Source organism: Hymenobacter setariae (assembly GCF_007713685.1).
In the GTDB taxonomy this organism is placed as follows: domain Bacteria; phylum Bacteroidota; class Bacteroidia; order Cytophagales; family Hymenobacteraceae; genus Hymenobacter; species Hymenobacter setariae.
In genome coordinates, this window is sequence record NZ_VMRJ01000002.1 from 17,083 (window position 1) to 36,188 (window position 19,106).

The following is a 19,106-nucleotide window of genomic DNA, read 5'->3' on the forward strand; positions in this document are numbered from 1 at the left end:
TGCCTCGCTGCGGTGAAGCGCATATATTTCTTATCCTTTACCAGACTTTAGTATGTGGTTTTTGCTTTTCGGCCTTATTGCGGCCACTGCCATTCTTGCTCTCGAAACGGCCCGCCGAGTACGTAACTTAGTAACTCCGGCTCCGGTAGCAGCGCGCTAGCTTGTTGCCGAAGTCCTAAAACAAGAAAAGCAGCCTATTCTAGGCTGCTTTTCTTGTTTTAGGACTTCGGGGCTGCCGCCTGGCAACCATTAGCGAATAATGAGTTTGCAAAGCTGGCTAGAATTATCAGCCTCTAGCTTGACATAATATAACCCGTTAGCAAACTTGCTTAGGTCTAATGTTTTAGTGGCGTGTTCATTCAACTCGCTTAGCGTTTCGCGGTACATCACGGTACCAATCACGTTGAGCACGCTAACTTCGGCACGCCGACCTTCGAGGCCGCTAATGGTAAGGTGAATGATACCAGTGCTAGGGTTCGGATAAACTACCAGGGTGCGCTCCTCCGTTACACGGCCCGTAACGGCTTGGTGATGCACAGCGGGCATCGGAGCTGCCTCGGCGGGCAGCGCGAGGCTACCGCGCAGCAGCCCTAGGCTCGCTAACAGCATACCACAAAATAGTACTCGTTTTTTCATAGCGATATCAACCAGAATAGCTTAGCTGGGTGGGATTAAAGTTACGGCTAGCTATGAATTTGGTTTTACAAAAGTACAGCAACTTGCCTATATAAACTACCCTAAAATGCAATATAACGCTAGCAAGCAAGTTTAACCCAGTTTATCCAGTGCCATCATCCCAAAATTTTATTTCTGACACGGCCGATGTGGTACTAATTGGTGGCGGGCTAGCGGGATTGGCCGCGGCCCTCGACCTGGCTGGGCGTGGGCATCGGGTGCTGGTAGTAGAGCGCAAGCAGTATCCCTTTCACCGGGTGTGCGGCGAGTACGTGAGCCATGAAGTGGGCCCCTACCTGCGCCGGCTCGGAGCCGACCCGGCACCGCTAGAGCCGGCCAGCCTCACAAAGTTCCGATTATCGTCACCGGCTGGGTGCGTGCTAGATAGCCCGCTCGACCTAGGCGGCTTTGGGGTGAGCCGCTACCGGCTCGACGACTACTTGTACCGGCTGGCGCTGGCGCGCGGTGTGGAGTTTGTGCTGCCCGCTACGGTGGCCGATGTCACCTTTGACGCCCCCCTAGGCCGCCACACCCTGACGTTGGCCGATGGCCGCCAGCTTACGGCCCGGCTGGTGCTAGGCGCCTATGGCAAGCGCAGTGCGCTCGACCGGCAGCTGGGCCGGCCGTTTTTTGCGCAGCGCTCGCCCTACCTCGGTGTCAAGCACCATTTGCGCTTGCCGGGCTTTGCACGAGACGTCATTGAACTGCACAATTTTCGGGACGGCTACGCCGGCATTTCGGCCATCGAAGAAGACAAGCTGTGCTTTTGCTACCTCACCACCCGCGATAACCTCAAGCGCAGCGGGGGCACCATTGCGGCCCTAGAGGCGGGCGTGCTAGCCCAAAACCCGCACTTGGCCGACATCTTGCAGCATGCCGAGCGGCTGTATGCCCAGCCCGAGGTTATCAATGAAATCTCATTTGCCCCTAAGCAGCCCGTAGAGCAGCACCTGCTGCTGCTCGGCGATGCGGCCGGGCTCATTACGCCGCTGTGTGGCAATGGCATGGCGATGGCGCTGCACGGGGCCGCGCTAGCCGCGCCGCTAGCCGACCAGTTTTTGCGGGGGGAGCTACCTAGGCCGGCCTTAGAGGCGATGTATGCCCAGACTTGGCACCGCACCTTCGGGGCACGGCTGCGGGTGGGGCGAGCCGTGCAGCGCCTATTTGGCGGGCCCATGCTGAGCGAGCTAGTAGTGGGGGGCCTGCGCTACTGGCCGGCCGCCGTACGCGCCCTCATGCGCCAAACCCACGGCAAACCTTTCTGAAGGTACATTATTTGGAGATTAGCTTCCCGAAATCCCCTAGGTTGCGTAAGTAAAGCTTCTGCGAATGGTTACTTGTTAGCGGTTACTGGTTAATTCCTTATCCACAGCCGATTACTCCCTAACCCCTACCGATTAACTGTTATTCTGAATGCCCAGCTACCTGGGTGCCATCGGCACCGCCCTCCCCACCTACCGCCTGGCCCAGCCCGTCATTGCCGATTTTATGGCGCGGGCGCTGGAGCTAGATGACTCAGGAGCGCGCAAGCTGCGGGCGCTGTACCGGGTGTCGGGCATCGAGCATCGGTACTCGGTGCTCCCCGACTACGGGCGCACCCTAGGCGACTACGAGTTTTTCCCAAACACGCCGGGGCTTGAGCCCTTTCCGAGCGTGAGCCCTCGCATGGCGGCCTATCGGCGCGAGGCGCTGCCGCTGGCCCTAGCCGCGGCGCAAGACTCCTTGCGCCAAGCGCCGGGCGTGGCGGCCGATAGCCTCACGCACCTCATTACGGTGAGCTGCACGGGTATGTACGCGCCAGGGCTCGATATTGAGCTGGTGCAGGCCCTAGGGCTGCGCCCCAGCGTGCGCCGCACCTGCGTCAATTTTATGGGCTGCTACGCGGCCGTGAATGCCTTGCGGCTAGCCGACGGCATTGTGCGGGCCGACCCCGCCGCGCGCGTGCTGGTAGTGAGCGTGGAGCTGTGCACGCTGCACTTCCAGAAAAGCCACGCCGAAGACCATATCGTGAGCAACGCGTTGTTTAGCGACGGGGCAGCGGCCACCCTGGTGCTGGGGCAGCCGCTGCCCGGCCCGGCCCCCTATCTAGCTATGCAGGCCTTTCACTGCGGCCTCGAGCCCAAGGGCACCCGAGATATGGCCTGGCACATCGGCGACACGGGCTTCGAAATGACGCTGTCGGGCTATGTGCCAGCGCTCATTGAGCGGGGCATCGGGCAATTGATTGCCGGGCTATTGCACGAGCTACCGGTACAATTGGCCGACATTCGGCAGTTTGCGCTGCACCCTGGTGGCCGTAAGATACTGGAAGCCATTGAGCAGGCCCTAGGGCTCAGCAAGGCCGACAACCGCTTTGCCTACCAAGTGCTACGCGACTACGGCAATATGTCTTCGGCCACGGTGCTGTTTGTGCTGCGCGAACTGCTAGCCGCCGCCACACCCGCCGATAACGGGGCGCCCGTGCTTAGCTGCGCCTTCGGGCCAGGGCTCACCCTAGAAGCCATGCTGCTAGAAGTGTGCGCATAATTGCTTGAAAGATTTTCTGACGCTTCTCCTAAGCCGCTCTACCCTTTTCTGCAAGCTGCTAGCGGTGCCGCTTATGTTGGCGCAAGTAGGCGAGCAGCTCGGCGGGGCGGTCGGTTTGGATGAGCGTGGCACCATGGGCTAGCAGCCAGCCCCAGCCGTCGGCAGGTTGGTTTTCTTCGAGGCTGCGCTCGTCGTCGTGGCCAGCGTCTAGGCTCGCCCACAGGCTATTGTACCAAATTTTAGAACCGGTGGTGGGAATGGTCTGGTAGGCCGAGTGCAGTAGCACGCTATCGGTGGGGAAGTTCAGCTCGTAGGCTACGGGCCTGAGCTTGGTTTCGTACTCGCGAAGCAAGGCGGCGGCCTCGGGCTTGTGCAAATCCACAATGGGCATATACAGCAGCTGGCTGGTGAGCAAAGCGCCGTGCTCGGCCTTCACTTTTTCGTAGGGGTAGGCCGATTTGATAACCGCGTGGTCTACGGTGCCGGTTTTCACTAGCACGTCGTAGGCTTCTTGGAAGTAGTCGTAGCCTTTGTCGATGTTTACCATCACGCGGCCCTTGGCCGCCAGCATGCATTGCTCGAAGCTCGCGATACGCTGCCGGGTGGGACCACCATGCTGGTTTTTGAGGGTGAATTGCTGCAACTCGGCCCAGGTATAGTCGGCTGGGCGGCCTTTACCAGTGGTGGTGCGGTCGAGCAGGTTGTCGTGCATCAGGATGAGCACACCATCCTTCGACTTCTTGAGGTCGATTTCGACCATATCCACTCCCATCTTGATGGCCGATTCGATGCCACGAATAGAATTTTCGGGCTCATTCCGCCAGTCGGCGCGGTGCGCCACCACCAACACTTGGTTGCTCTTAGGGTCTTTGAGCGTGCGAATGATGGCCTGCACCGGCCGCTGCGCTAGTGCTGGGCCACCTAGGAGCAGGCTAATGATGAAGGGCAGAACAAACTGTTTCATAAGGGGTACTACTAAAATTAAGTCTGTCATACTGAGCTCTGCGAAGCATCTTCTCTGGTTAGAATTAGTAACTCTAGCGTGAGAAAATGCTTCGCAGAGCTCAGCATGGCAGACGTGATGCGCGCGCATGGCGCTCAGGTGCCGATTAGCTTATTAGTACCCTGGGTTCTGGTACATGCCCGTGGGGTTCAGCTTGGCCTCGTTGAACGGGATGGGGTAGTAATAGTCCTTCAGGCCGAAGTTGGTGAGCTGGGCGATGCCGAAGTTGGCTTGGCTTTTGGCCCGGAAGTAGTCGGTCAGCTGCTGCGGCGTGAAGGCGCGCTGCAAGTCAAACCAGCGCTGGTTTTCGAAAGCCAGTTCTACCCGGCGCTCGTGCAGGATGGCGAGCTTGAGGGTGGGATACTTGGCGCTGTAGCTGGCCGTGGCGCTAGCCACGGCGTAGCGCGGCAGGCCGGCACGCTCGCGCACTTGGTCGAGTTGGCTGATGGCGGTGGCCTCGTCGCCTAGGTAGAGGTTGGTTTCGGCCAGTAGCAGCAGCACGTCGGCGTAGCGCAGCAGCAGCCAGTCGTTGCCACCGTAGCCGGTGGTGCCGGCGGTGGCGCTGGCATCGCGGTACTTGGTAATGAAGTAGTCTTTCACCACGGCCGCGTTGGCGTACTTGATGGAGAAATCTTTGCGCACGTCGCCGGTTTCGTAGTCGAGCACGAGGTCGGGCGTCACGTTGCCGCCTACCCCGGTGTTGGGGCGCAGCGAGTTGATGATTTCGCCCTGGGCCTGGTAGTTAGCAGCGATGCGCGACGAGTAGTTGATGTCGCCCTGCCGGTACACGATGCGGAAGATGGCCTCGGGATTGTTCGTTTTCTTGGCCACTTCGAACACGTCGGCGTACGAGATTTCCTTCAGCAGCCCGAAGGTGCGCTTGCTGTAAGCCGTCGTGAGGTAGGTCTTGGCTTGGGTCAGGTTGGCACTGCGATTGGCTTGGTCGAGGGTGGTGGCCATGGTCAGGTACACCTTCCCCAAGAGAGCATTGGCCGCGATTTTGGAAGCGCGCCCGGTGTTGGCTGCCGACTGCGCATCGGGCAGCGGACTGGCGATAACATCCGTGAGGTCAGTCACTATTTGGGCGTATACCTTCTCCTTCTTCTCGCGGAAGGTGTTGGCCGCCACGGCATCGGGGGTAGTGAGCGGTTGGGTCACGAGCGGCACATCGCCCCATTCGCGCACCAGGTTGAAGTACGTGAGCGCCCGCAGGAACTTGGCTTCGGCCTGGTACTGCGCCTTGGTGCTGGCTTGGGCGAAATTCACTTTTTCGGAGCCCGCCAGCATGTAGTTGGCCCGCGTGATAATCTGGTACAGCGCCGTCCAGTGGTTTTGGAGGTAGGAGTTGCTGGGCAGCAGCGAAAATGCGTTGAATTGGAACGGTTCGCCGGCGTTCGACTGGTTGTCGTTGGTGCCAGTATTGTCCGAGCGCTGCTCACCGTAGAGGTCACTGCCCTCGGCCAGGCCACTGTTGTCGCGCAGGGCCGTGTACACGCCGTTGAGGGCCAGCAGCACGTCGTTTTCCGACCGATAGTAGTTGTCGGCGGCTACGGCGTTGGGGTTGTTTTCGACCAGAAAATCCTTCTTGCACGAAGCCAGCAGTAAGCTGCCGACCAAGCCCAGGCTCAGCAGCGCGGCCGGCCGACCTAGGGCCCCTAGGTGGGGTAAACGATTAGTTAAGAAACGCATATATAATGGCTATCTATGATGACGAACGACTAGAAGGAAAGGCGCACGCCCACGTTGTAGCCCCGCGCCAGCGGGTACTTGCCGTAGTCCACGCCGGGGGCTAGGTTGGCGCCGTTGTTGTAGTCTACCTCAGGGTTGTAGCCCTTGTATTTGGTGATGGTGAAGACGTTGTTGGCGTTGACATACACCCGCAGGCCGCTCACGTGCACCTTGCTGAGGAGAGTGGCGGGCAGGTTGTAGCCCAGCGTGAGGTTGGTGCAGCGCAGAAACGAGCCGCTCTGCAAGTAGAAGGTCGAGAGGCGGGTGCTGTTGCTCTGGGTGCCGCCGCGTGAGGCCCGGAATACCGTGCCGTCGCCGGGTTCGGCTTCCGAGCGGTAGCGGTTGGCTACGTTGGCATACTGATTGCCCGAGCCCTCCATGTTGTACACGTAGTAGTCTTGCCCGTCGAGCACCTGGTTGCCGTACACGCCGTTGAAGCCAGCGTTGAAATCCAGGGCCTTGTAGTTGGCCGTCAGCGAGAAACCGTAGTTAAACTTGGGGTAGGGCGAGCCGATGACTTGCTTGTCGGCGTCGTTCACCACGCCGTCGTTATTCACGTCCTCAAAGTATAGGTCGCCGGGGCGCAGGGGGTTGGTGGAGGCTGTAGAGCGGGCGGGGCCCTTACGCACGTAGCCGGCCGGAAACGACTGAGTAGCGGCGTTGTACACGGCATTGTCGGCGGCAATGTTATCTACGTCGGACTGCCGCACCATGCCCGCCACCCGGTAGCCGTAGAACATGCCCACCGGCTGCCCTTCCTGCGTGATGTGGGTGATGTACGAACGCTCGGCGCCGGCCGTCGTGATGGTATTAGCGCCACCCATATCCTGCACCAGGTTGCGGTTGAAGGATATGTTGCCGCTCAGACTCAGGTTAAAATCAGCTGTTTGAATGGCCTTGCCATCGAGTTGAAACTCTAGGCCCTGGTTGCGAATACGCGAGTCGCGTAGGTTAGTGAGGATGCTGGTGGTGCCCGAAATAGCCGAAATCGGCTGGTTGAACAGCAGGTTGTAAGAGTGGCTGAGGTAGACGTTGGAAATCAGCAGCAGGCGATTGTTGAACAAGCCTACGTCGAGTCCTAGGTTGAACTGCGAGGTCGATTCCCAACCTAGGCGCTGGTCTTTGAGCGCGCCGGCGTAGAAGGCCGTTTGGATGGTGCCCGGCCCGAATACGGCGCCGGTGGGGCTGGCCATGGTCTGCTGGTAGCCGTAGAGCGGAATGTTGTAATTGCCGGTGAGGCCCCAGCTGCCGCGCAGGCGCAACGTGGATGATTCGCCCACCATATCGCGGTAGAACGACTCATTCGAGATGGTCCAGCCCGCCGACAGCGAGGGGAAGCTGCCGTAGCGGTTCTCGGGCCCGAAGCGCGAAGAGCCATCGGTACGGAACGCGGCGGTCAGGTAGTAGCGCTCGTCGTAGCTGTACTGCACCCGCGCCAGGTACGAGAGCAGGGTTTCGGCCTGCTTGCCGGTGCCCGTAAAGCCCACGCTGCTGGTGGCCGAGCTTTGGTAGAAGTTGGTTGGGTCGGCGCCTTTGGCCGTGATTTCCTGCACCGCATCATTCTGAAAACCCTGAGCCGACACGCTAATCTGGTCGAGGGTCGTGCGCTGGGCCGTGTAGCCGGCCAGGGCGTTCAGGTTATGCTTGCCAAACTGCTTGGTGTAGGTCGCCGTGAACTCCCCTAGGATATTCTGCGTGTTGACGTTCAGGGCAGTAGCTGTAGCCGCCGCGATGGCCTGCGGCGAATAGGGCGCGTTGTTGCCGCTGCTCAGGCTGGTGGGCAGGTAGTACTCGTACTTCTCGTTGTAGGTCTGCAAGCCCACGTTGGCTTTGGCGATGAGACCGGGTAAGATTTCGTAGCTGGCGGTGCCGTTATAGGTGCCGCGTAGACCCTTGCGGGTGATGTTAGTTTCCTCGGCCAGCGCCACCGGGTTTTCGACGGTCTGATAGCCATAGGCCGACTGCTGGGCCGCCACCTCATTCTTGGCCAGGTTGCCGTTGTCGTCGTAGGCTCGGAAAGTCGGTGGGTAAATTAGCGCCCCTAGGATGGGGCCCTGGTTGAAGCGGCCTTCCTGCACCTCGCGGTTGCTGTTCGAAGTCACGAACAAGCTGCCACTGACGCGGAATTTCTTGCTCAGCTCAGCATCGAGGTTGGCCCGAAAGTTTATGCGCTCCTGCTTAGTCGCTACGATAATGCCTTGCTGCTGCTGGTAATCGCCGCTAATGAGGTAGCGCAGCCCGGCATTGCCGCCCGAGAAGGTCAGGTTGTGGCGGTTGAAGGGCGCGTTACGGTATAGTTCGTTTTGCCAGTCGGTGTTGTACTTGGGCGTGATGAGCTTCTGGTTAGCAAAGTCATATATGTCGGTCGGGATGCTGACCGAGCTGGCGTTGCCCACCCGCGCGATGCGCGTGGCGTTATCATCCGAAAACATGGCGTCGGTCCAGGGCTTGCCGCTATTCTGCACCAAGTCGCGGTAGGTGTTGTTGCGCCCATCAATGAGCAGCTGCGCAAAGCCGTTGGCGTCGAGCAGTTTTACCTTCTTGGCCAGTTGATTGATGCCGAATTGGTACTCGTAATCGACGCGGCCCTTGCCTTCCTTGCCGCGCTTGGTGGTGATAATCACTACCCCTCCCGATGCCCGCGAACCGTAGATGGCAGCCGAGGCGGCATCTTTCAGCACGTCGATACTCTCAATGTCATTGGGATTAATAAACACGTCGTTAGCGGCCGGGAAACCGTCAATCACGTAGAGCGGGTCCGAGCTGGCGTTGATGGAGCCCACGCCCCGCACCCGAATTTTGGTGCTCACGTAGGGCGCGCCGCTCACCTGGGTGGCTTGCACGCCGGCCAGCTTGCCCACTAGGGCCTGCCCTAGGGTGGGCGCCGCGAGGTTCAGTTCCTTGGCCTTCACATCGGCTACGGCACCGGTCAGGTCGCTTTTGCGGGCGGTTTGGTAGCCTACGGCCACCACTTCGTTGAGCTCGTTGGCGCTGCCTTTTAGTTGGATGTTGATGGTGGTTTGGGTACTCACGACCACCTCCTGGCTTACGAAGCCAATGGCCGAAAACACCAACGTCGCGCCGGGATTCACCTCGATGCTGAACCGGCCTGTGCCATCGGCAGCGGTACCGTTCGAGGTTTGTTTTTCAATCACGTTGGCGCCCGGCACCGGCTGGTTTTGCTCGTCGGTGATGGTGCCCGTGATACGCACGGCCTGCGGCGCCACCCGCGTCGGCAGCGGCCGGCCGGCTTGGGCCACGTGCGCCGCCGGCAAGCTACCGGCCAGCAGCAGGCCCGCCAACCACCGGCGTAGCGTTGTAGAGTATTGCGTCATAGTTGTAACCCTCAAGTTGTTGGAGGTGAAAAAAGTAGTCGGTAGGTGTGCCCTAGGTGGCTACCAGGCCAGGCGCACGGCGTGCACGTTGTCGCGGCGCGAGGAGGTGACGGCCAGCCCTTTGGCCACATCGCCGAGCAGCGTAAAACCTTCCAGCTCGTCGGCCTTGTCCACGTCGATGACTCGGCGCACGACTTCGTGGCCAGCGGCCAGCGACTGATTTAAATCGAGCAGCGTGAAGCGCCAGCGGCGACCTTGCTCCTGGTTTTGGATGAGCACCAGCGTGCCCTTACTGGACACCCACAGCAGGTTTTGCACCCAGGGCGAGCAGGTAAATTTTTTGACCAGCACGCCCGGCTCGCTGGTCTTGTGGGCCTTGGCTAGCTTAGCTGGGTCATAGAGCCGCACTTCGTTGCCCTGAGGGCCGTAGTCGGCTGTGGCCACGTACCACTTGCCTTGGGACTGCACGTACTCGGGGCGGGTGCCCTGCACGCAAGCATCGTCCTCGATAGTGTTGAGCAGGTGCCCGTCGAGGGTGCCGCCCTGCAGCAAGCCCGCCCAATCAACGGCGTAGATGACGGCCCGCCACTTGGTGCCTTCGGCGTTCAGCCGGATGCTGTTGCCGATGAAGGTGGGGCCGGTGCCGTTCCAAGCCACGCCGGTGGGGTGGTTGATGACGTCCTGGCCTTTTTCAGTCAGCTTCACTTCCTGTCCTAGGTAGGTCAGCGAGTCGGCTCCGGGCCGATACGCCCGAATGACGCCCACCTCGCGGTCGCCGTAGAGGTACAGCCGCCCTTGCTGGTAGCTGGCGCCCTGGCAGGCACCTAGGGCGCTGGCCGTGGAGGTGGCCGTGATGGCTAGCTCTACCGAGGTCGGCTGGGCAAGGGCGCTGGTCAAGCCAATACCTAGTAGCAGTAATTTATTCATAATCAACCCCTACACTTGAGTAACCACTTGCACAGCCTGCTTGTGCTAGGTGCCGTTGCTACTCGCTACTTCATCTGCGCGTTTAGGCGGTTTTTGCGACTGCAAAGGACGTTTTCTAGAATTACTAGCACTTTACAGCAGTGTTGCCGGGATATTATGTTTGCGTTGGAGGGGTCAAAAAGCCAGGATTGGTGCAGCCTGGACCCGTAGAAAGCGGTTAGCTCATCGCAAGCTGGAAGACCAGTTCGCTTCACCGCACCTTTTTTTGCATGACCCAGCGCTTACTCCTACTGCTGTGCCGCTCGCTGTTGAGCTTTGCCAGCATAGGGCAGCCCGCAGCCGCCCGGCCTACTGCCGCCCGCACCGATTCCATTATTCTGGCCAAAACATTCCCGCTGCTAGCGCTTTTCGAGGCCAAACCCGCCCTGCGGCAAGCGTTGCGGGCATCGCCCGAGCTGCAACGCCTGGCACAGCGGCAGGCCCGGCGCAGTGCACCGCTCCTCGCCCAGGCAGTAGTACCGTTGCGGCGCTACGCAGATTCACTAGCGTGGCAGCCGCGCGAAATCCAGCAGGTAGGTCAGCTTTTGCAGCAGGCTTATGTCAGCAATGCGGCCTTTCGGGCGGGAGCAAGGCCACTATTTGCCAAGTCCGGACCCTACCCTCGCTACGCTGGCCAACCCGACACCGCAGCCCTGCGCCTAGCTTGGCAAGATGCCGCGGCGGGCATCAACCGCATCTTGCGGGTGTACCTGGCCAGTGCCAAGCCGCGTTACCCGGCCATCGACTCCATCAGCTTTCGACGCGGCGATGCTGGGCTGGCGCCGCAGCTACGCCAGCAGCTGCCCACCAAGGCCAGCAAGACCGCCGCTTTCTACACCTTGCCCCTGCAAGCAGCCCTAGGTGCCCTGCGCCTTAACGGCCGCGACGAAGCCGCCCGCTACGAGCCGCTGACCGGCGGCCTCAATGCTGCCCCTACCGCTGCTGTAGCCCGCACCGACTGGGCGCGCTACCCTTATACTGTGATACTAGTGCCCGGCAGCGGCCCCGAGCAGCCCGGCGTGGCGCTTGACTCGGCCGGGGCCCAGCGTTGCCGGTTGGCAGCGGCTCGCTACCGAGCAGGGCAGGCGCCGTTTGTGGTAGTATCAGGCGGGCACGTGCACCCGTTTCGCACGCCGGTTTGTGAGGCGGTCGAGATGAAAAAGTACCTGGTCGAACACCTAGGCGTGCCCGCGGCGGCAGTGTTTATTGAGCCCCACGCCCGCCACACCACCACCAACCTACGCAACACGGCCCGGCTACTAGAATTTGCTAAGTTTCCGGCGGGCCGGCCTCTGCTCATCGTGACCGACGCGGCCCAGAGTCGCTACATCCTAGGCATGGCCGAGCGCTGCCGCCGCGAGCTAGGCTATGTGCCCTATCGCGACTTGGAGCGTATTTCGGAAACGGAAAATAGCTGCTACCCTGTACCCGAAGCCAGGCAGCCCGACCCATTTGACCCACTCGACCCCTAGGGGCCGGGGTTTAGGAGTCGTTCACAAGTATTACTTCTCACCTGTCATGCTAAGCTTGCGAAGCATCTTTTCCTGTTGAAGCAGGTCATTCGGCAGTGATAAGACGCTTCGCTAGCCTAGCATGACGGGTGATATTTTATCAGCTAAATCGTTTTTTCAAGCACCTTCTTGAGCAGCCACGTGATTAGTAGCATAAAGAGATATCTAGGTTATTTCCTCGTAGCCGGGCTTACCCTCCCGGCCTTGGCCCAAAGCCCAGCCGAGCAAGTCAATGTATTCCTAGGTTCTTCCGGCGACCATGGGCAGCTGTCGCCGGCCGCGTCCTATCCGTTTAGTATGCTGAGTTTGGGGCCGCAGACCTACCCCAATCTACACACTGGCTACGAGCACCTAGCACGCACATTTCTAGGGTTCACGCACACGCGCTTTGAGGGGGTAGGCTGCCAGGGCGCGGGCGGCAACCTGCTCGTGAAACCCCTCCTGGGTACTGACCCTGCGCAAACTACACTACTCAAGAAGACTGAGCGCGCTACGCCGGGCTACTACGGCGTCACGTTTGAGAATGGCATTGGGGCCGAGCTAACGGCGGCGCAGCGCTTCGGGCTGCACCGCTACCACTTTCCGGCCAGCGGGGCGCGGGGGCTGTTTATGGACATCAGCTATTCTTTCGCCAACGGCTTCAAGCACGAGGAGCACGCCACGACTGACAACACGCTGAGCGGCTGGCTAGAAGCAGGCACCACCTGCGGCGCGGGCACTTACCGGCTTTATTACTACCTCGAAACCAGCCAGCCAGTGCAGTGGGAGCCCGCGGGCGCGCACAAACTGGTAGCCCGCCTACCCACCACCGGCGCGCCCGATGTGGAAGTGCGCGTGGCCTTTTCGTCAGTGAGCCTGGCCGATGCGCAGGCCACGCTGAAGCAGCAGGCGGCCGCCGATTTTGCGGCGGTGCGGCAGGCGAGCGCGCAGGCCTGGAATGCGCTGCTCGGCCGTGTGCAAGTGCAGGGCGCGCCCGACCGCGAGCGCCTGTTTTACTCGCTGCTGTACCGCACCTTGCAATCGCCCTACGTGGTGTCGGAGCCCGATGGGCGCTACCAGGCTACCAATGGCTCGTTGCAACATTCCACCCGCCCCGTCTACAATGGCTGGGCAATATGGGACAATTACCACACGCAGCTACCGCTGCTGTCGCTGGCCTACCCTACCGAGTTTCAGGACATCGCCACCTCGCTCGCCAACTTGTATCGCTTCGGCAAAAAAGACTACGCGACCCAGCACGAGCCCTCGCCCACAGTGCGCACCGAGCACGCCAGCGTAGTGCTGCTCGATGCCGCCCGCAAAGGCTACACCGTAGACCTGCGCGGCATCCGCGACTCACTCGTAAGCCAGGCCCGGCGCCTCGACTACTCGCACCCCGACAAAGCCCTCGAATCGTCGTACGATGCCTGGGCACTGGGCGAAATCCTAGGTAGGCTAAAAGAGTCTAAAGAAGCAGCAGTCTGGCACACCAAAGCGCTGGACTATAAACGCTATTGGCAGAAGGACTTCCAGGACATGACTAAGCCCGATGTGGACCGCCTCCCGGCCCGTGGCCTCTACCAAGGCACCATCTGGCAGTACCGCTGGAATGTGCCCTATGACATTCGCGGCTTGCAGGAATTGATGGGCGGCGAGGCGGCCTTCCGGCAGCAACTCGATGCCTTTTTTGGCGGCGACTACTACAACCACGCCAACGAAACCGACTTGCAGGCCCCTACCCTCTACAACGCCACCCGGCAGCCCTGGCTTTCGCAGGCGCTGGTGCACCACCTAGCCGTCGATACGGTGGTGCAGCACTACTTCAACGACAATAGCCGCGGCATCGACCCCTACGTGGGCCGCATCTACCAAAACCAGCCCCAGGCCTACCTCCGCACCATGGACGACGACGCGGGCGCCATGTCGGCCTGGTTTGTGCTCGCGGGCTGCGGGCTGCTTCCCGCCTGCGTGGGCGAGCCGGTGTACTACCTCAACCTACCCCTCTTTCAGCAGCTTACGCTGCAAACGGGGGGGCGCAAGCCGCTCACGATTAAGGTGGAAAACTATGGACCAAACCGCATGTACATTCAAGCGGCGCGGCTGAATGGCAAGCCGCTGAATCGCAACTGGCTCACGCACCAAGAGCTAGCTGCTGGTGGCACGCTAGAGTTTGTGGCCGCCGATGTGCCCAATAAGGCCTGGGGCACGCAGCAGCTTTGGGTAGCAGGCGAGCCAACTAGCAACGCTCCAGCTAAAGCAAAGTAGTGCCCGTACCTGCCGGCCATAACCATCTGCTTAGTGCGTGTTAATAGCGCGGGGCGCAGTTGCGTGCCATCAACAATAACTTAACCGTTTTTCAAGAACTTAACGCTCGCCAAGTCAACGAATTACCCTGCTCATCTACCTGAGCGGTGGTACCAGCATATGTTTTATTATTTAACGTAGAAATGCAAACTGTAATATTAAAATGACATTCTGATAATAGGCGCGGCGGTGCTTTGTGGTGCTCAAAAACAGCCCTTTCCACATTGCCCTAGGCGCTTATGAAAAAGAAGTACTTTGCCCACCGTATAGAGCCGCCAGCCGGCGGGCTTCGCACCAGCAGCCTAGGGCTGGCGCTGCTCCTGTGCCCCATGCTAGCCGCTGCGCAGCAAACCATTAAGGGCACGGTAACGGATGAGAAAAACGCGCCCCTGCCCGGCGTGACGGTGCGCCTCAAGGATGGCAGCACGGCCGTAGGCACTGCCCCCGATGGTACCTACAGCATCAAAACCAACGGCCCGACCGATATTCTGGTGTTTTCCTTCCTAGGTACCGAGCCCAAGGAAGTAATTGCGGGCACCCAAACCAGCCTCAATGTGACGCTGCTGCCCGATGCGCAAAAGCTGAAGGACGTGGTAGTTATCGGCTACGGCACGGCTACCCGCGAGGATATTATCGGGTCGGTGACTTCTGTAAAAGCCGGCGAGTTTAACCAGGGTGTGCTGACCACGCCCGCTGAGCTGCTGCAAGGCAAAGTAGCCGGCCTCAACATCACTAAGAGCGGCGACCCCAACCAGCGGCCCTCGGTGGTGCTGCGCGGCCCCAGCACCATCCGCACTCTCAATGGCGGCGTGACGGAGCCATTTTATGTGATTGACGGCGTGCCCGGCGCCAGCATCGACCTGTTGGCCCCCGACGATATTGCCACCATCGACGTGCTCAAGGATGCATCGTCCACGGCCATTTACGGTACGCGAGCGGCTAATGGTGTTATTATCATCACGACCAAGCGAGCCAAGTCGGGCCAAACGCGCCTGACTTACAGCGCCTACGGCGCGGTGGCCAACGTGTCGAAGAAAGTAGACATGCTGAGCGGTGACGAGCTGCGCCAATACCTAGTAGCTAATAAGACCCGACCGCTGGCCCAGCCCACCGACGACGATGGCTCGAACACCGACTGGCAAAAGCTAGTGGAACGCACCAGCTACTCTACCAACCACAACCTCTCGTTCAACGGCTCGGCTAATGCTACGGACTACGGCGCCAGCGTCAACTACCTGAAGAATAACGGCATCCTGAACCGCACCTCGCTGGAGCGCATCATCTACCGAGGCTTCATCAACCAGCGCTTTTTCAATAATCGCCTGAAGCTGGGCGTGAACATCATCAACAGCTCGACCACCCAGAACGACCTGCCGCAGACCCAGGTACTGCAAAACATGCTGTTCTATCTGCCCACGGTGAGCCCCTACAACGCCGATGGCAGCTACAAGGAAAACTACACGCGTACTGGCAGCGGCCCACTGAACCCGCTCTCGCTGGTGAATAACAACACCTACGTGACCAAGGACAGCAAAACGCTGGTCAATGGCTTGGTGCAGCTCGACATCATTACGGGCCTGAAACTCACGCTTAGCGGCTCGAACCAGCGCACCCAAACCAACTTTAACAGCTACCTCAACAGCCAGTCGGGCCTGGCCGTGAACCTAGGCGGCGTGGCCCGCCGCAACGAGTACGAAACCACTAACGATGTGGTGGAGCTGTACGCCAACTACGACCGCACCTTTGGCCAGCACAACTTGCAGCTCCTAGGTGGCTACTCGTACCAGCAAGACCGCACCAACGACGGCTTCGGCATCACGACCCAGGGCTTTGCCAACGACGCCCTAGGGTACAATAACTTATATCTGTCTAACCCGTCGTCGCTGGCGCAGATTGCCTTCGACAACAACCCCATTTCGACGCTGCGCCTCATCTCGCAGTATGCCCGGGCGCAGTACCAATACGGCGACCGCTACCTGGCGCAGGTGTCGGTGCGGCGCGATGGCTCGTCGGCCTTCGGCGTGAACAACCGCTACGGCTACTTCCCCACGGCGGCCCTCGGGTGGCGCCTTATCAATGAGGAGTTTATGCGCGGGTTGCCCGCTTTCAGCGACCTCAAGCTGCGCGCTGGCTACGGCGTATCGGGCAATAGCCAGGGCTTCGACGCCTTCTCGTCCATCCTCATCTACGGCACGCCGCCCGGCAGCAGCAAGTATCTGAACAACGGTGTTATCTCGAACGTGGTGAACGCCGTGCGTAATGAAAACCCCGACCTGAAGTGGGAAAGCACCGCCACCACTAACGTGGGCTTGGACATTGGCTTCTTCAAAAACCGCCTCACGGCCTCGGTCGATTTTTACATTAAAAAGACCCGCGACCTCATCGACGACGTGCTGCCGGTGTCGAGCACCGAGTTTCAGTACACCACCTACACCGCCAACGTGGGCAGCATGACCAACCGCGGCATCGAGGTGGTGCTGAGCGCGGTGCCCGTGCAAACGGCCGCTTTCACCTGGCGCTCGTCGCTCAACTTCTCGCACAATACTAACCGCATCGACAACCTGAGCACCGACCGGTTCACGATTCCTTACATCCAGACCGCGCAGCTCGGCGGCAAGGGCCAGAGCGGCAACTACAGCCAGATTATCCAGCCCGGCTCGGCGGTGGGCACCTTCACGCTGTGGCACTACCTCGGCAAAAATGAGCGGGGCGTGAGCACCTTCCAGAAGGCCGACGGCAGCACCACCGCCACCCAGCCCCTCACCACCGACCAGCAAGTGGTGGGCAATGCCCAGCCCAAGCTTATCTACGGCTGGGTCAACAACTTTACCTACAAAGCCTTCGACCTCAACTTCTTGGTGCGCGGCGTGTACGGCAATAAAATTCTGAACGCCACCCTAGCCGGCCTCAACAACCCGGCCGATGCGCGCCTGCAAAACATCCCGCGCTTCACCCTAGGCGAGTCGTTCAACGACATCAACGCCTACCTCATCTCCGACCGCTTCCTAGAAAGCGGCTCCTACCTGCGCCTCGACAACGCCACCCTAGGTTACACCCTGCGCCCCAATACGCCCTACGTGAAGGCCTTGCGCTTCTACGTGAACACCAATAACCTGTTCATCATCACCAAGTACCGCGGCATCGACCCCGAAATCAACATCGGCGGCCTCACGCCGGGCATCGACAACAACAACTATTACCCCAAAACCCGGACGTTCACGCTGGGGCTAACGGCTTCGTTTTAAGGGCTTTTATTCGATAATATCATTTGTCATGCTGAGCACAGCGCAGCGGAGTCGAAGCATCTCTACCAGTGAACTAACTCCTGACGCCAACAACGGTGCGATAGAGATGCTTCGGCTCCGCTGCGCTGCGCTCAGCATGACAAGGACAACCTAGGAATTACTTATGAAAAGCAAAGCTATTCTCCTTGCTCTGAGCGCGCTAGCTACCGTCACGTACTCCTGCAAAAAGCTGGACGTGCCGGTCGAGTCGCAGTTTGTAGAGTCCAACTTTCCCAAGACCATCAGCGACTACAACGCTTCGGTGGGGGCTATGTATTCTAACCTGTCGTCGCAGTTTGCGGTGCCCTACTGGCGCATGCAAACCATGAGCACCGACGAGGCCATCATCCCGGCCCGCGACGGCAACTTCGACGACGGTGGGCAGTATCGCCAGCTGCACTACCACACCTGGACGCCCGACCACCCCAACGTGCTCACCATCTGGCAGTGGGCGTATAGCGGCATCCAAACCTGTAACCGCCTGCTCAACGTTACGAGCGCCTTCAACTTCTCGGACCAGGAAAAGGCTAACCGGCTGGCTGAAATCCGGGCCATGCGGGCGCTGTACTACTACTTTTTGATGGACCTGTACGGCAACGTGCCCCTCATCACGGACTATCCGGCGCCCGCCTCGCCCGCCACCAAGCCGCGCGCCGAGGTATATAAGTTTATTGAAAGCGAACTGACCGGCATCACCGGCAAGCTACCGGCCAAGACCAATAACGCTGCCACCAATACCCAGCAGTATGGCCGCCCCACCAAGGGCATGGTGTATGCGCTGCTGGCTAAGCTCTACCTCAACTCGGAGGTGTACGTGGGCACCACCCGCTACCCCGACGTGGTGCGCATGGCCGACAGCGTGCAGGCCAATACCAACTACGCCCTCGATACCCGCTACCGCGATATTTTCCTGCCCAACAACGGCCCGCAGATTCGCGAGACCATCTTCGCCGTGCCCTACGACCAGCAGATTCCGGGCAACCAGTTTACGCGCTTTGGCTTTTTCTACTACCTCACGCAGGCCTACGGCTTCAACGTGAACCTAAGCATCGCCATGAGCACCACGCCCGAGTTCTACGCGCGCTTCAACCTGCCCGGCGACTTCCGCACCACCACCTGGCTGGCCGGCCCACAGTACGCGCCCGATGGCAACGGCGGCTTCACCACCACGCCAGTCTACTACCCCAATTCGACCACCCAAATTAACATCAACCCGGTGCTGACGCTGGTGCCGCCCAAGCCCATGGACCTAGGCAACACTCAAGCCAGCCAGGCCTCGGGCGCGCGCTCCATCAAATACTACCCCGACCCCACCATCATCCAGGGCACCCGCCTCAACGGCAACGACGTGCCCCTGCTGCGCCTCGCCGACGTGCTACTGATGAAGGCCGAAGCCATCTTGCGGGGCGCCACCGCCACGAGTGTCAACGGCGAACTGCAAACCCCGCTAGTGCTTGTCAATAAAATCCGCGCCCGCGCCGGAGCTCAGCAGGCCATCAGCATCACCCTCAGCGGCATGCTCGATGAGCGCGCCCGCGAGCTGAGTTGGGAAGCCTGGCGCCGCAACGACCTCATCCGCTTCGGCCAGTTTGAAACCGAATACCCCCTGCCCAACGACGTGCTAAAGATGGATAAGAGCGAGTTTCGCCGCCTCTATCCCGTGCCGACTATTGAGCTGCGGCTGAATAGCAATTTGGTGCAGAACAAGGGGTATTAAGAGGCCCTATCGTAGAACCCCACCCCCGGCCCCTCCCCTCCGGGAGAGGGGTGCCGACCGCAAGCAGGTATAAGCGAG

The 19,106-nt window shown here is 60.1% G+C and carries 11 protein-coding genes; 6 read left to right on the top strand and 5 right to left on the bottom strand.

Annotated elements, in window-relative coordinates:
- Positions 1-249: 249 nt before the first annotated feature.
- Positions 250-609, bottom strand: a complete 360-nt coding sequence (locus FNT36_RS06670; protein WP_233635735.1) for a T9SS type A sorting domain-containing protein — start codon at positions 607-609, stop codon at positions 250-252.
- Between the two features lie 176 nt (positions 610-785).
- On the opposite strand from FNT36_RS06670, the gene FNT36_RS06675 reads away from it, so the two are divergent.
- Both FNT36_RS06675 and FNT36_RS06680 read left to right on the top strand, forming a co-directional pair.
- Positions 786-1,940 carry an NAD(P)/FAD-dependent oxidoreductase gene (locus FNT36_RS06675; protein WP_233635736.1) on the top strand — a complete coding sequence of 385 codons (1,155 nt, stop codon included), beginning with the start codon at positions 786-788 and terminating at the stop codon, positions 1,938-1,940.
- Between the two features lie 148 nt (positions 1,941-2,088).
- Positions 2,089-3,201: a type III polyketide synthase gene (locus FNT36_RS06680; RefSeq protein ID WP_144845725.1), complete on the top strand. Its 1,113-nt coding sequence runs from the start codon at positions 2,089-2,091 to the stop codon at positions 3,199-3,201.
- A gap of 58 nt (positions 3,202-3,259) precedes the next feature.
- On the opposite strand, the gene FNT36_RS06685 is transcribed toward FNT36_RS06680, so the two are convergent.
- The 4 genes from FNT36_RS06685 to FNT36_RS06700 all read right to left on the bottom strand — a co-directional run bounded on the left by FNT36_RS06685 (position 3,260) and on the right by FNT36_RS06700 (position 10,194).
- A complete protein-coding gene (locus FNT36_RS06685; protein WP_144845727.1) occupies positions 3,260-4,165 on the bottom strand; it encodes a glycerophosphodiester phosphodiesterase family protein in 906 nt (301 codons plus the stop codon).
- 153 nt (positions 4,166-4,318) lie between these two features.
- On the bottom strand, positions 4,319-5,893 hold the full coding sequence (locus FNT36_RS06690) for a RagB/SusD family nutrient uptake outer membrane protein (protein ID WP_144845729.1): 1,575 nt from the start codon (positions 5,891-5,893) through the stop codon (positions 4,319-4,321).
- Positions 5,894-5,922: 29 nt separating this feature from the next.
- On the bottom strand, positions 5,923-9,267 hold the full coding sequence (locus FNT36_RS06695; protein ID WP_144845731.1) for a SusC/RagA family TonB-linked outer membrane protein: 3,345 nt from the start codon (positions 9,265-9,267) through the stop codon (positions 5,923-5,925).
- 60 nt (positions 9,268-9,327) lie between these two features.
- The gene (locus tag FNT36_RS06700) at positions 9,328-10,194 is read right to left on the bottom strand and encodes a hypothetical protein (RefSeq protein ID WP_144845733.1); all 867 of its coding nucleotides are present in this window, start codon (positions 10,192-10,194) and stop codon (positions 9,328-9,330) included.
- 269 nt (positions 10,195-10,463) lie between these two features.
- On the opposite strand from FNT36_RS06700, the gene FNT36_RS06705 reads away from it, so the two are divergent.
- The 4 genes from FNT36_RS06705 to FNT36_RS06720 all read left to right on the top strand — a co-directional run bounded on the left by FNT36_RS06705 (position 10,464) and on the right by FNT36_RS06720 (position 19,028).
- Positions 10,464-11,705: a YdcF family protein gene (locus FNT36_RS06705; protein WP_144845735.1), complete on the top strand. Its 1,242-nt coding sequence runs from the start codon at positions 10,464-10,466 to the stop codon at positions 11,703-11,705.
- Between the two features lie 243 nt (positions 11,706-11,948).
- Complete coding sequence (locus FNT36_RS06710; RefSeq protein WP_233635737.1) at positions 11,949-13,988, top strand: glycoside hydrolase domain-containing protein; 2,040 nt, start codon at positions 11,949-11,951, stop codon at positions 13,986-13,988.
- A gap of 278 nt (positions 13,989-14,266) precedes the next feature.
- A complete protein-coding gene (locus FNT36_RS06715; protein WP_144845737.1) occupies positions 14,267-17,272 on the top strand; it encodes a SusC/RagA family TonB-linked outer membrane protein in 3,006 nt (1,001 codons plus the stop codon).
- Between the two features lie 163 nt (positions 17,273-17,435).
- Positions 17,436-19,028, top strand: a complete 1,593-nt coding sequence (locus FNT36_RS06720) for a RagB/SusD family nutrient uptake outer membrane protein (RefSeq protein ID WP_144845739.1) — start codon at positions 17,436-17,438, stop codon at positions 19,026-19,028.
- Positions 19,029-19,106 lie beyond the last annotated feature (78 nt).